The sequence below is a fragment of the Caballeronia udeis genome, assembly GCF_044909315.1.
Lineage (GTDB): Bacteria > Pseudomonadota > Gammaproteobacteria > Burkholderiales > Burkholderiaceae > Caballeronia > Caballeronia udeis_A.
The window spans coordinates 384,049-396,676 of sequence record NZ_JBIYEB010000005.1; the positions used below are offsets into that span (position 1 = coordinate 384,049).

The window sequence follows — 12,628 nt, forward strand, 5'->3', positions numbered from 1 at the left end:
GCGTTTTGGTCAAACCTTGCCGCGGGTCTGGACATGCGCAAATTGCTCGAGCCTTCGCTCTATTATTTTTCGGTGGTCGCGCAGTCTGGATCGTTGACGGCGGCGACGGAGAAACTCGGGCTGACCGTGTCCGCGCTCAGCCGGCATATTGCAAAGCTCGAAGGGGATGTAGGCGTGGCGCTCTTCGAGCGGCACGCGCGGGGCATGGTGCTGTCGCATGCGGGCCGGCTTCTTGCCCGCCACGCGCAGCGCAGTCTCGCTGACGCACAGTCGGTCATCGGGGAGATCCGGGGTGACGAACACAAGCGCGCGCGGACCATCAGGATTGCCTGCACCGAAGGTTTTGCGTTCGATTTCCTTCCCGTGTCGCTCGGCGGCTTTTACTCGAATCATCCCGATGCGGCCGTCGAACTGGAAGTGGTGTCATCCGAAGTCGCGAGCCAGATGCTGATGAGCGGCGAGGTATCAATCGCGCTGTCGTTCAGTTTCAAGCCGGAGCCCGGCGTGGTCGTCCGTCTGACCTTGCCGGCGCCGGTCATGGCGTTGATGCGTCGCGACCATGACCTGGCGCGTCATAAGATCGTGCAACTCGCCGACATTGCCCGTTTTCCAGTGCTGTTGCAGGACCCGGGTACGACCAATCGCCAGTTGTTCGATATCGCGTGCAACGTCGAAGGGATCGAGATCGTGCCCTTCGTCAGCAGCCGGTATGTGGCCGCGTTGTACCGTTTCGTGCAAACGGTGCCGAGCGCCGTCATGCCCTCAGGCTATGTCTCGGTTGCAAAGCGGCTGGCAAGCGACGGGCTGGTCGCATTGCCGTTCGACAACCCGCTCTTGCAGCAGCGCCGCCTTCAGGTGAAGACACTCGCGGGGCGGCCGCTGGATGGTTTGGCGCAAGCGTGCATGGAATGGATCGTGGACGACCTCAACGTCACGGCTCAGGGAATGTTCGGCACATAGATGGCGCAAAGGGCTCCATGCGAAGCAGCGCGTTTATCGGCTCGACGTCCGCCAGGCTATCGAAAGTGGCAACCAGATCCACCAGCCGGTCTATGGAGGCAGCAGGAAGGGATAACGCTACGTTGGAACCGATTTTTCTTCGATGTCCGCGGGTGGGACGTCGCTTTCGGGACTGCCTCGTCTGGCTTGATGTCAGAGAAACCCTGTTGAGATCCACGGAACGAAAGCTATCGCAATCAAACCGAGAAACAACATACCGAGGTAGACCCATATCCGCTTCAGTCCGGCTTCCGGTGAAATCTCGCCGATGATGCAAGCCGCGTAATAGCACAGGCCGAACGGTGGCGCGAAAACCCCTAGTCCCATTGCCAGGACGACGACCATTGCGTAGTGCACTTCGTTGATGCCAAGTTGATGCGCGACCGGAAAGAGCAAAGGCCCAAACAGGACGATGGCAGGAATCCCCTCCAGCACGCTCCCGAGCACGATGAATGCAACAATCGACACCAACAGGAAGCCAATGGCGCCGCCCGGGACCTTGGTCATCGTCTCCGCGAGATCGTGTGAGAAACCCGACTGGGTCAGCGCCCAACCCATCGCACACGCCGCACCGACGATGAACAGAATCGCGCCCGACAGCGCGGCGGTCTGCAGCAGCATCGGCATCATCGCTTTCCACGTCAGGCCGCCACGATAGATCAACAGGCCAATCGCGAGCGAGTAGGCAATGCCGATAGTCGATACCTCCGTCGCCGTGGCAATACCCTCCACCACCGCGCTGCGAATCAAGACCGGCAGCAACAGCGCCGGCAGTGCGATCACGAAGGTACGTCCGACTTGCGACCAGGGCGCACGCACCGGTTTCGGCGAGCTTTCAGGCGCCGACTCGTCCTGCCCTGCCCGCCACCACGCCACAACTCCGAGCACGAGGGAAAGCACGATGGCCGGCAGGATGCCGGCGGTAAACAGCGCCGCAATCGAAATACCGGTCACTGATGCAATCGCGATCAGTACCAGCGACGGCGGGATGGTTTCGCTCATCGCACCGGAAGCGGCCAGCAGCGATACAAGCTCCCCGTCCGCCATCCCGCGCTTGCGCATCTCGGGAAACAGCACGGGCGCCACCGCCGCCATATCGGCGGTCTTGGAGCCGGAGATACCCGAGACGAGCAGCATTGCGCCAAGCAGTACATAGGACATTCCACCCCGGACGTGACCGACCAGCGCCGCGAGAAATGCGACCATCACGCGTGCGACACCGGTGACATGCACCAATTGGCCGAGAAGCACGAACATCGGCACGGCAAGCAGGATCAGCGTGCTCATGCCTTCGTCCATGCGTCCGACCACAACGCTGAGTGGCGTCGACGTGGTCGACAGGAGATACGCGCTCGTCGCCAGCGAGAACGCGAAGGCGATCGGCACACCCGCCACGACCGCCGCACCGAGAAAGCCGACGAAGAAAACCAGCAGCGCTCCCTGCCCCATCTGCGTCAATGGCGCGGCGGCGAGATAGCAGCCGAAGGCGATCAGCGCAATCAGCGAGATCACGCCGGCAATGTCACGCCAGTCATGCCGCGCGAGGCGCAGGGCACAGCTCATCAGGCCCGCGGCGCAGCCGACCGGAATCGCCAGCGCCCTGACCGAGCCCGACCAGCCAAGCGCCGGCGTTTGCGCGAAGGCCTGGTCCTGCACATAGTCGAGCGCAGGATGCAGCACCATCGCAAGAAACGCCGCGGAGGCGCCGACTGCGAGGGTCTCGGCCCACGCCTGTCCGCGCGGCGACAGTCTCGACACAAAGAACGTCAGCCGCATGTGACAGGAGCGCTGAACGGCCAGCGCGCTGCCGAGCATCGCAAGCCACAGGAACAGAGTCGACGCAAGCTCGTCCGACCAGATCAGCGGCTGATGAAACACGGCACGCGCGACAATACCGACGAACAGGATCACGACTTCGGCAACCACCGCTGCCGCTGCGAGCAACTCGACTACGCGGCGCAACCAGCGTTCGACGGTGCGCTCGTGTTGGGCCCCGTGCTCGAAAGGCGTCCCATGCACCTCGAGATTGTGTGCGGCGCTCATGATATTTTCCCCGTGACCGCCTCGAGCGCTTCCCAGGCGCCCGCTCCAAATTTGTCTCTCCATTGCCCATAGAAACCGGCCTTCGCGAGCGCGGTGCGAAATGGCGCCCGGTCCACCTGCACGAACGTCAACCCCTTGCCGGATAGCTGGGATTGCAGCGATGCGTTCAGGCGCGCAACATCCGCGCGCTGCTCGACGCTCGCGCGGTCGAACTCGCGCCGTACGATCGTCTTGAGGTCGTCGGGGAGCGCGTTGAATGCACGCGGGTTGCCGAGCAACCAGAACGGGTCCCAGATGTGATTGGTCTCGGACACATACTTCTGAACCTCGTAGAGCTTGCCCGCGTCGATCGCGACCAGGCCGTTTTCCTGGCCGTCGACCAGATGTGCCTGCAGCGCCGTATAGAGCTCGTTGAAGTTGATCGACGTGGGATTCGCGCCCAGCGTCTGGAACAGCGACGTGAACATGGGTGACACCGGAACGCGAATCCGGTAACTGCGCAGGTCGTCCGGCGTCTTGATGGCCTTCGTGGTTGAGGTGATCTGTCGAAACCCGTTGTCCGCCGCCTTCGACACCGAGACATAGCCGGTCTTGTCGATCTGCCCGCGAATGGTCTTGCCCAGTTCGCCGTCCACACCACGCCAGACCTGGTCGTAGTCGGAAAACGCAAACCCGAGATTGGTGATGGCCGCGAGCGGAACCACAGTCGACAGTACCGAGCCCGCAATGTTCAGGAATTCGATGCCGCCCGAACGCACCTGCATCAGCAAATCCGTATCGGATCCCAGTTGCGAAGCCGGAAAGAAGCGAATCTCGAGCCTGCCGCTGCTGGCCTCACGGATCCGGTCGATCGCCTCTTTGAGGCGGGGATTGATCGGCTGGTTCAGGGACTGCCCGGTGGCGAGCTTGTAGCTGAACTCCGCAGCGCGTGCGGGCCTGGTCCATATCGATACCAGCGGAATGGAGGCCGCGGCCTTCAACACCGTACGTCGCGAGAAACGGCGTGGCGAACTCGACGTGCTCATGATCCTGTCTCCTGTTGTAGTGAACGTCCCGTGCCGCGCGCCACTTTGTTGGTGTGGCGTCGTGGCACTTCGCGGCGGCTATTTGTCAGTCTTGCAGCCACCGTCGCTCCTTCGTGTGGAAAATATAAGGGGCTTGTTGGTGAAGAACAATTCAATTATTTTGTTCAACGGTGTAGCCAATCTAAAGGGTGACTCAATGTATCTGCCATTGCGGGCCATCAGTGTGTTCCACGCTGCCGCGAGTTTCGGGAGCGTCTCGCGGGCCGCCACCGAGCTGAACGTAACGCCCTCGGCGGTCAGCCAGCAAATCCAGTCGCTTGAGACACACCTGGGAACGGCACTGATGACCAAGGTCGGACGAGGTGTTGCGCTGACCGAAGCAGGCGAGCGCTATTTCGCCATGATTTCCGGAGAAATCGAACGGATCGCCGAAGCGACCCAGCGAATACGCGGGCTGCGATCGGTGACGCTGCTGACCGTGCGCGCCACCCCAACCTTGTCCACCAAGTGGCTGCTGCCCCGGCTACGCTCGTTCCTGGATGGTCATCCTGATCTCGAAGTGCGGCTGAATGGCACCAACGAAATGACCGACTTCGCGCAGGAGTCAGTCGATATCGAAATACGTCACGGCACGGGGCAATGGCCCGGCGTCTATGTTGAAGGACTAGCCGAGGAGACGTTCCTGCCGGTCTGCTCGCCTGCCTACTGCGCAGCAGCAAGTCTGGACGCGGCCGGCCTGCAGCGGCACAGGCTCATCCACTCCATCAAGTCACAGGTCCAGTGGCCGCACTGGTTTTCGGTCGCTCGGGCCGAGCCGCTCGATCCGGGCCAGCGCGTGTTGTTCGATCGCAGCCATATGGCAATCGATGCCGCCGTTGACGGCATGGGCATCGCGCTCGAAAGCACGCTGATGATGTGGCGCGAACTGCGTGACAGTACGCTGATTTGTCCCGTGCGCCATCCTCCAGGCATCCGGCTGACGACGCAATGGATCGTCTGTCCGTTCGAACACTTGCATAAGAAAAAGGTGATCCTGTTCCTGGAGTGGTTGCGCGCCGAGCGGGACGCCTGGCAATCCGTTTCTCCTCTACCGGCTACCCGCTGATGTTGAAGCGTGGCTAACAAATCGAATCGGAAATGTTAATTGTTCTGGCACATACGCCTGACTACACTTGCTCGCAAGTAAGGCGCACCGCTGTTTTGCCTTCGATCACGCCACCCCGGATCGTGGCCGCGCGCAGCTCACGCGGCCATGATCCATGATCTCGACCACAAAGGATTGCAAATGAATCTCTCCAGTCTGCTCCAGGCACGAAACGCGTTGGGACGTCCCGTCCGCGTGGGCCTGATCGGTGCCGGCAAATTCGGTTCCATGGTGCTGTCGCAGGCCCGCCATATCGAAGGGATGCAGGTGGTGGGCGTTGCCGACCTCAATGTTGGAAAGGCGCGTGCATCGCTTGCGAGAGTCGGCTGGCCGGCCGGGCAATACAACGCGCGGACCCTCGCCGACGCGGTCAGGACCGGCACAACGTGCGTGCTCGACGACGCCTCCGCCCTCGCCGCCTGCGATGAAATCGAATGCATCATAGAGGCGACCGGTCACCCGATCGCGGGGGTGCGCCACGCGCTCGCCGCCATCGAGGGCGGCAAGCATGTGGTGATGGTCAACGTGGAGGCAGATGCGCTGTGCGGTCCTCTGCTGGCGGCGCGGGCTCGCGAGCGCAATCTCGTCTACAGCATGGCCTATGGCGACCAGCCCGCGATCATCTGTGAGCTGGTGGACTGGGTCCGCTCTTGCGGCTTCGAGCTGACTTCGGCCGGCAAGGGAATGAACTTCGAACCGCGCTACCGCTACTCGACCCCGGACACGGTCTGGAGCTTCTTCGGCTGGACGGAAGAAGAAGTCGCCAAGGGCGATTTCAATCCGAAGATGTACAACTCGTTCACTGACGGCACCAAGGCAGCGATCGAGATGGCCGCCGTCGCGAATGGGACCGGGCTCGACTGCCCGGACAACGGCCTGGCCTTTCCGCCCACCGGCCTGCACGATCTCGCACGCGTCTTCCGGCCAGCGGCGGACGGCGGGCGCCTCGCCCGCAGCGGTCTCGTCGACATCGCCGCCAGTCAGGAACCAGACGGCCGTGAAGTGTTCAACAACATTCGCTATGGGGTCTTCGTCACGTTCAAGGCGCCGAATGAATACGCGCGCGCGTGTTTCAAGCAATACGGCCTGCTGGTCGATCCTTCGGGCTGGTACGGGTCGATGTGGCGCCCCTTTCACATGATCGGCCTGGAGACCAGCGTGAGCGTGCTGTCCGCGGTGCTGCGCGGCGAGGCGACAGGCTCTTCGAAGGAATTTCGCGGCGATGCCGTCGCGACTGCCAAGCGTGACCTGAAGCCGGGCGAACTGCTCGATGGCGAAGGCGGCTACGCGGTCTGGGCCAATGCAATCCCGGCATCGAAAAGCCTCGCGGTCGGCGGCCTGCCGATCGGGCTCGCGCACCACGTCAAGTTGAAGCGCCCCGTTGCCAAGGACAGCATCGTGCGCTTCGAGGACGTCGAACTGGAACGTGATCTCGACGTGGTTGCGCTGCGCCGCGAGATGGAGCAAAGCGCGCTCGGCAAACCCGCCAAGGCAGCCTGAGGCGGCACACCATGGCATCGAATGGAGAAATCAGCATGACTAACAATCCCGGGGGGCCGAGACCGTTCGTGGTCATCGCCGAGTTCGAAGTGAAGGCCGAATGTCTTCGCGACTTCCTCGCGCTCGCGCACGACGACGCGCGGCACTCATTGGCCGACGAGTCCGGCTGCCGCCAGTTCGACATCGTCGAGATCGAGGGGACGCCGGCGCGCGTGCTGTTCTACGAGGTCTACGACGATCGCGCCGCGTTCGACACGCACTTGCAGACTCCCCACCTCGCGCGATTTCGCGCCGGCTTTCCGGCGCTGATCGTTGAGCAGCGCACGGTGCGTTTCGGCAGCCGTGTGCCTGCGTGACGGGGGCCGGTGTGACTGTGGGTTTTCTCGGCACGGGCATCATGGGCTTACCCATGGCCCGGCGGATTGCCGGCGCCGGTTACCGGGTCGTGGCGTGGAACCGCACGCACGATAAAGCTACGCCCCTCGCCGCGGCGGGTGTCGAAGTGGCTGGCCGGGCGCACGATGCGGTGCGCGACGCGGACGTCGTGATCTGCATGCTGAGTTCCGCGCCGGCGTGCGACGACATCCTGCTCGGCGACGAGGGGGTCCTCGCTGAAATGCGCGCATCCAGCGTGTTGATCGTGATGAGTTCGATCCCTGTCGACACCGCGCAGCGCCAGGCAACGGCCGCGGCGGCGCGTGCCGTCGGCTATCTCGACGCGCCCGTCTCGGGTGGTCAAAAGGGTGCGCAGGACGGTACCCTCGCGATCATGGTTGGCGGCGACGAGTCAATGTTCGAGCGATCGCGCGCCGTACTGCAGACGATGGGCCGCCCGACTCGCATTGGTCCGGCCGGCACGGGGCAACTCGCGAAGCTCGTCAACCAGATGATGGTCGCGAGCACCCTTACAGCCGTCGCGGAGGCAATGCTGCTTGCCGAACGTGGAGGGGCAGATCCTGCGCAGGTTCGCGCAGCGCTGCTTGGCGGCTTTGCGGACTCCACGATCCTGCGCCAGCACGCCGCGCGCATGATCGCGCAGGATTTCCAGCCCGGCGGCCCGGCCAAGTATCAGGTTAAAGACACCCGAACCGCGATCGGCTTTGCTCAAAGCGTCGGGCTCGAACTACCCGTGTTGGGACTTGTCGATGACCTGTTCTCCGACATGGTTGAAAACGGCGACGGTGAACTCGACCACAGCGCAGTGATCCGGGAATTGCGCAGGCGCAACGGCTTGCCGGTATCGTGATCAGCAGAACGACGGTGGTCAATCCAGGTCATGTTCTTCGGCCAGCTGCCGCTTCGAGAGCCAATCGTCCTGTCGTCCAGCGAAACCCGCTAGCAGTTGTAAACAAAAAACGGTGCGCCCCAAAAAATAAGGAGGGCGCACCGGCACGTGCCTCTCGCAGCAACGTAAAATCTTCTTCCTATAGGACTTCTAATAAAATATTGTATTAGGCGATGGCATCAAAACGAATGCTGGATCCCCATATAGACGCCTGATTGGCTGTGCCCATAAAGCGGGTTTTCGTTGTATCCCGAAGTGGTGGTCCCGCCACTGCCCTCGGTGTTCGCATCAAGCCCGAAGTTGGCGCTTTTGCTATTGCGTACCGTTGCCACTTGAAAATCAAGCAAGGTTCGCTTCGACAGATTGTAGGAACCGCCGATCGAATAGATGTTGGCGTTGCCGCCGCCATTATTCGCATTGACGTGGTACACCGCCGCGATCAGAGCCGCTGCCGGAGTGGCCTGCCAGGTAAAACCCGCCCATTCCTGGTCCGTTGTCGTGGGTGTACCGGCCGACGTACCGGTCATTCCCGAAGTCCGCGACGCCTGGTACACGGCCGAAACCTTGAATTGGCCAAGGAACAGATTGACGCCGGCAAAGTACTCGCGTGACGCCGTGAACGGATTATTCAGCTGACCATTCGCAGACCTAAGCTCGTCATATAAACCACGCACCTGAAACAAGGACGTCGTATAGGTCACTTGAAGGCCATCTGCACGCCCCGACCCCGTACCATTGCCGTTCCAGCTCGTCGTGTTTGACAACGAATACTGTCCATACACATCAAAACCGCCAAACTTCGCAGATTGATAGGACACGTTATTGCTGGACTGGGGCCAGTTGCGACCACGGACAAGCGATGCTGACGACCAGGAGGACTGGCCGAACGGATCAAAATCCCAAAGACCGTTCGAAATAAACAGTTCGCGTCCCAGCAAGAACGTGCCGTACTGGTCATTGGCTATGCCGACCGTCGCCCAACGATTCCAGATTGAACCCGATGAGCCCAGTGCGCCCGTCGTCGTACTGAAGCTGCCTTCCAACTGGAATACAGCCTTGGTACCACCGCCCAGATCTTCAACACCCTTCAAACCCCAGAGACTCGTACCGAAGTCGCCACTCTCCGCGCGTACACGCGACGTGGACCCCGAATAGCCGGTGTTGGGCAAACCGCTCATGTACTCAAAACCAGCGTCCAGGCGACCGTACAAGGTGACACTACTCTGGGCCTGTGCCGCTGTCCCAAACACCAACAATGCAGCCGCCAGCAATGCCTTTTTCATCTTCTCCCCCAATAGCACAATGGAATAAAAAATATACGCAAAATGCAACGCTTCAAATACTGGGACGGACGTCGTCAGATTAAGAAATTAATTGAAATAATCAGAGCGATATTTCATACGGAAATTCGCCAGTTGTTTCATAAACTTTCTACTTTTTTTCTATTCTTCCGGCGCCCCATCCAGTTTCGTAGCTTTTTGCGCTGCCTAATCTAGCAAAGCAATCATTAGCTGCATAGAAAATTATACTGGCCCGAATTTCTGTCATTTTATGACAACACAGGGTATCAACTTATGGCGCAGCATCGATGGCTTTTATAGCCACTTCAATCACCAATTAATAATAAACGGTAAGAAATTCACAGGAATGGAAATAATTGAAATACGCGGTAAATGTTTATTATAAAAATAAATACTTTAATATGCAGATCAATTGCTATTGTGTCTCGGCCTTCTCGCTTTAAAACCGCCTGTCGGAGATGTGCTTGATTTAGTACAGGCTGAATCCTGAAACACCGGCCTGAACTTTAATGAGAATAGTTACTCTCGAACTTGATCCCGATGCGTCTTCGTCACTGAATCGCACCCTCAGATTGGCGGGTTATCACAGCAAGGGACACAGCACTGGAAATACGTTACGGCGGACCTTGCGTGCCGGGGCTTTTGATCTTGCGATCCTTGACTGGGACGTGGAAGACGCTCGTGATAGTTCCATGCTGGATCTCATCCACCAATCGCTGCCTTTCGAACATCAGGTTATCTTCGTGATAAGTGGTTCAGAAGACAAGAAGGCGCTGGAGAGTCTGCGACGGCCATATAGCTATTTGATGAAACCAATGCTGGTTTCAAGCTTGCTCGCACGTTTGAGGTCCTTTCTGCAGCACCTGTGGCGCGCGGAGCCGATAAACACCGAGATGCAATTCGGGCCGTACAGATTTGAGCCGGCCGGCAATGCGGTTGCGATAGGGGGCATGAGAGTATTACTGACGCGTAAGGAATATGCGCTAGCGTTACTGTTGCTGCGAAGCTTGTCCAACCCTTTGTCCCGGGCATACATTGCCGAGAAGATCTGGTCGCGTGATGAGAGGATCAACGCGCGCACAATCACGACGCATCTCTCGATGATTAAATCCAAATTGAAATTTTCTCAATATGGCTATCGATTAATGCCGATTTATAATTATGGTTACAGGCTTGACAGCACTGCGCGCGATTCTGAATCGCTTGCCAATGAGGTCAATCGTATTCCGGGGCATCATCATGATATGCCGCAGCCTGAATTAAATCATGGCGCCGGGTGAATAAAAACCAGCGCAGTTTTGCACGCAGTTTTACATCTCGGCTGTGGTCCGGAATCGATCCACATTCGTGGGCCGAACCTCGCTCCTGCCAGGAGCTTCCTGACTTCATCCGAAGCGATCGGTCGGCAAGCTAACGGGAGCGGCGCTGGGTCCGGTACAGCCGAGCTTGTGGAAAGAACACTGTCACCTGAGTTCGATCGGTTGTCCATGCGGGGTATGGCGTGCAGCGACATCCCACGCATTGCGGCGCTGCAGGAGCATGTCGTCTGTTACCAGTCCCTTGGTGGTGCTGATGCGCTCCAGTGCCGTCAGCCAGTGACTGTAGTAGGTGTTGCCAAGGTCCGGGTCGCCAGCAGCCTGCGCGTCACAGATTGCCTGATTCAGACATTCTGCCCATTCTGCCCAGGTGAACATGCCGCGCTTGTGCAAGGCCAGTGTCATGGCAAACGCCTGGGCTTCCCACGGTGCGCTAAAAATGGGCCCTGCGTCGTCGCAAGGCAAGGCCGGCAAGGCAGTACGCAGTTCAGGCAAATCCGGCTGGACGGAAGTCATGTCAGACAGACCCGGCGTGCGGGTAGTCGAGATACGGCTCCCAGCAATCCACGCAGACCGACGCCGCTGTCGTATCCGGCCCCCAGAGTTCGGAGGCATCGAAGCGCACCGTATAGAGCCATTGCGGTTGCTCGCCGAGCCCGGCCGCGTTGGCATCGGGAAAAACGTGCGCGCCGTGCACGGCGACAATGCACCCCCGTCTGCCGCGGCAGTAGCGCGGCAGACGGGTATGCGTGGATGGATTCAGCTGGCGAGCCTGTACCCTGTCACCGACCTTGAAGCGTGCACTGGCGGCTGCAGGGCGATTGACAGAGCTCCCCCGCAGCAGTGCGGCGGCTACCTCGTCGGCCCTCAACACGCGAGGGACTGGCGCAGCAGCACTCTTCGACTCACCGGTCCTGATTTCCTCCGCCGTCGCCAGCCCCGTACTTAGCAGCAGCTTTTTTAGTCCTTCGAACCAGATCTGGTAGTAGCTGCTGGAGAGGTATTGCGCAGGTGGCAAGCTCTCTCGTGCGGCACGAGACGTGTCGATGTTCCACTTCCCGGCTGCGCCCATCGCCAGCGTGATCGCCAGCACCCGGCGCTCCCAGTCAGCGTGAAAGAGCGCAGCGTCGGCTTCCACCCGGATTGGACCGAATGCCTGCATGCCACCAAGGTCTTGTGCGCCGTTCATGCGAGCTCCCGTTTGGATTCCGGTGTCTTCGGCAATCCCGTGCCAATCATTGAGTCACGCGTCACCAGTTCAGCCAGCGCCTCCTCAGAGAAGCCACTGGTCCCGGGCGGCTGCATGGGTAACACCAGATAACGCACCTCCGCGGTGGAGTCCCACACGCGAAACTCCACTTCGGCGGGCAATTCGAAGCCGAACTCCTTCAATACACCACGCGGATCGATCACCGCGCGCGACCTGTACGGCGCCGACTTGTACCAGACCGGCGGAAGCCCGAGGACCGGCCAGGGATAGCATGAGCACAAGGTGCAAACCACCATGTTGTGCAGGGCGGGCGTGTTCTCCAGCACCACCATGTGTTCGCCCTGCCGGCCGGTGTAGCCGAGCGAAGCAATCGCGGCGGTAGCGTCGTCCAGCAGCCATTGCCTGTACGCCGGGTCGCGCCATGCCTTCGCGACCACGCGCGCACCGTTGCGCGGCCCGACCTTGTGCTCGTATGTTTCGATCAGGATATCAAGTGCACGCGGATCGACGTATCCCTTCTCTATTAGCAGGGATTCCAGCGCCCGCACACGCAAATCCATCTCTGACAACTCACTACCGTTGTGGTCGTGAGCGTCGGCATGCACATGCTCTTGCGGGTCACCTTCAGGGTCGTTTTGGCTCATGGAAGTCCACTCGGAAGTTGCCGGACAGAACCAGTATGGTTGATGCAGTATGCAATTGCAAAACACCTGGCATCCCACGCCGATGCGCCGTGCGCAGCTGAAGCACCTGAACGCTGAAACAAGTTCGCCGCTAGCAGTGGCAGCCTGCCGTGAACAGGCGG

At 60.1% G+C, this 12,628-nt stretch carries 12 protein-coding genes; 6 read left to right on the forward strand and 6 right to left on the reverse strand.

Annotation, left to right across the window (positions count from 1 at the left end; translation table 11 throughout):
- Positions 1–33 precede the first annotated feature (33 nt).
- Positions 34–960, forward strand: coding sequence for a LysR family transcriptional regulator (locus ABH944_RS11320; RefSeq protein ID WP_404613325.1), 927 nt, complete (start codon positions 34–36; stop codon positions 958–960).
- Positions 961–1,152: 192 nt separating this feature from the next.
- Here the strand turns inward: ABH944_RS11320 and ABH944_RS11325 are convergent, their stop codons facing one another.
- Together ABH944_RS11325 and ABH944_RS11330 are read right to left on the reverse strand one after the other, a co-directional pair.
- On the reverse strand, positions 1,153–3,042 hold the full coding sequence (locus ABH944_RS11325) for a TRAP transporter large permease (protein ID WP_404613324.1): 1,890 nt from the start codon (positions 3,040–3,042) through the stop codon (positions 1,153–1,155).
- On the reverse strand, positions 3,039–4,067 hold the full coding sequence (locus tag ABH944_RS11330; RefSeq protein WP_404613322.1) for a TRAP transporter substrate-binding protein: 1,029 nt from the start codon (positions 4,065–4,067) through the stop codon (positions 3,039–3,041). The genes ABH944_RS11325 and ABH944_RS11330 overlap by 4 nt, the downstream gene beginning before the upstream one ends.
- A 196-nt stretch (positions 4,068–4,263) precedes the next feature.
- Between ABH944_RS11330 and ABH944_RS11335 the strand changes: the two genes are divergently transcribed.
- From ABH944_RS11335 to ABH944_RS11350, 4 genes are all read left to right on the forward strand, one after another.
- Positions 4,264–5,172 carry a LysR substrate-binding domain-containing protein gene (locus ABH944_RS11335; RefSeq protein WP_404613320.1) on the forward strand — a complete coding sequence of 303 codons (909 nt, stop codon included), beginning with the start codon at positions 4,264–4,266 and terminating at the stop codon, positions 5,170–5,172.
- Positions 5,173–5,352: 180 nt separating this feature from the next.
- Positions 5,353–6,711 (forward strand): NAD(P)H-dependent oxidoreductase, encoded by a 1,359-nt coding sequence (locus ABH944_RS11340; RefSeq protein WP_404613318.1) that lies wholly within the window; start codon positions 5,353–5,355, stop codon positions 6,709–6,711.
- 35 nt (positions 6,712–6,746) lie between these two features.
- Complete coding sequence (locus ABH944_RS11345) at positions 6,747–7,067, forward strand: putative quinol monooxygenase (protein WP_404613316.1); 321 nt, start codon at positions 6,747–6,749, stop codon at positions 7,065–7,067.
- 11 nt (positions 7,068–7,078) lie between these two features.
- On the forward strand, positions 7,079–7,957 hold the full coding sequence (locus ABH944_RS11350) for an NAD(P)-dependent oxidoreductase (RefSeq protein WP_404613314.1): 879 nt from the start codon (positions 7,079–7,081) through the stop codon (positions 7,955–7,957).
- A 218-nt stretch (positions 7,958–8,175) separates the two neighbouring features.
- Here the strand turns inward: ABH944_RS11350 and ABH944_RS11355 are convergent, their stop codons facing one another.
- Positions 8,176–9,279: a porin gene (locus ABH944_RS11355; RefSeq protein WP_404613312.1), complete on the reverse strand. Its 1,104-nt coding sequence runs from the start codon at positions 9,277–9,279 to the stop codon at positions 8,176–8,178.
- A gap of 527 nt (positions 9,280–9,806) precedes the next feature.
- Between ABH944_RS11355 and ABH944_RS11360 the strand changes: the two genes are divergently transcribed.
- Complete coding sequence (locus ABH944_RS11360) at positions 9,807–10,577, forward strand: winged helix-turn-helix domain-containing protein (RefSeq protein ID WP_404613310.1); 771 nt, start codon at positions 9,807–9,809, stop codon at positions 10,575–10,577.
- A 183-nt stretch (positions 10,578–10,760) separates the two neighbouring features.
- Here ABH944_RS11360 and ABH944_RS11365 read toward each other — a convergent pair whose 3' ends face one another.
- Genes ABH944_RS11365 through nthA form a run of 3 tightly spaced genes read right to left on the reverse strand, consistent with a single transcriptional unit; the run spans position 10,761 to position 12,467 of the window.
- The gene (locus ABH944_RS11365; RefSeq protein WP_404613308.1) at positions 10,761–11,129 is read right to left on the reverse strand and encodes a nitrile hydratase accessory protein; all 369 of its coding nucleotides are present in this window, start codon (positions 11,127–11,129) and stop codon (positions 10,761–10,763) included.
- 1 nt (position 11,130) lies between these two features.
- A complete protein-coding gene (gene nthB / locus ABH944_RS11370; RefSeq protein WP_404613306.1) occupies positions 11,131–11,802 on the reverse strand; it encodes a nitrile hydratase subunit beta in 672 nt (223 codons plus the stop codon).
- Positions 11,799–12,467 carry a nitrile hydratase subunit alpha gene (gene nthA / locus ABH944_RS11375; RefSeq protein WP_404613304.1) on the reverse strand — a complete coding sequence of 223 codons (669 nt, stop codon included), beginning with the start codon at positions 12,465–12,467 and terminating at the stop codon, positions 11,799–11,801. Before nthA ends, nthB begins: the two co-directional genes overlap by 4 nt.
- Positions 12,468–12,628: the final 161 nt, after the last annotated feature.

Excerpts from the sequence above, each read along its gene's own strand:
- ABH944_RS11320 (WP_404613325.1), top strand. The coding sequence starts at position 34 with ATGCGCAAATTGCTCGAGCCTTCGCTCTATTATTTTTCGGTGGTCGCG.
- ABH944_RS11325 (WP_404613324.1), bottom strand. The coding sequence starts at position 3,042 with ATGAGCGCCGCACACAATCTCGAGGTGCATGGGACGCCTTTCGAGCAC.
- ABH944_RS11330 (WP_404613322.1), bottom strand. The coding sequence starts at position 4,067 with ATGAGCACGTCGAGTTCGCCACGCCGTTTCTCGCGACGTACGGTGTTG.
- ABH944_RS11335 (WP_404613320.1), top strand. The coding sequence starts at position 4,264 with ATGTATCTGCCATTGCGGGCCATCAGTGTGTTCCACGCTGCCGCGAGT.
- ABH944_RS11340 (WP_404613318.1), top strand. The coding sequence starts at position 5,353 with ATGAATCTCTCCAGTCTGCTCCAGGCACGAAACGCGTTGGGACGTCCC.
- ABH944_RS11345 (WP_404613316.1), top strand. The coding sequence starts at position 6,747 with ATGACTAACAATCCCGGGGGGCCGAGACCGTTCGTGGTCATCGCCGAG.
- ABH944_RS11355 (WP_404613312.1), bottom strand. The coding sequence starts at position 9,279 with ATGAAAAAGGCATTGCTGGCGGCTGCATTGTTGGTGTTTGGGACAGCG.
- ABH944_RS11360 (WP_404613310.1), top strand. The coding sequence starts at position 9,807 with ATGAGAATAGTTACTCTCGAACTTGATCCCGATGCGTCTTCGTCACTG.
- ABH944_RS11365 (WP_404613308.1), bottom strand. The coding sequence starts at position 11,129 with ATGACTTCCGTCCAGCCGGATTTGCCTGAACTGCGTACTGCCTTGCCG.
- nthB (WP_404613306.1), bottom strand. The coding sequence starts at position 11,802 with ATGAACGGCGCACAAGACCTTGGTGGCATGCAGGCATTCGGTCCAATC.
- nthA (WP_404613304.1), bottom strand. The coding sequence starts at position 12,467 with ATGAGCCAAAACGACCCTGAAGGTGACCCGCAAGAGCATGTGCATGCC.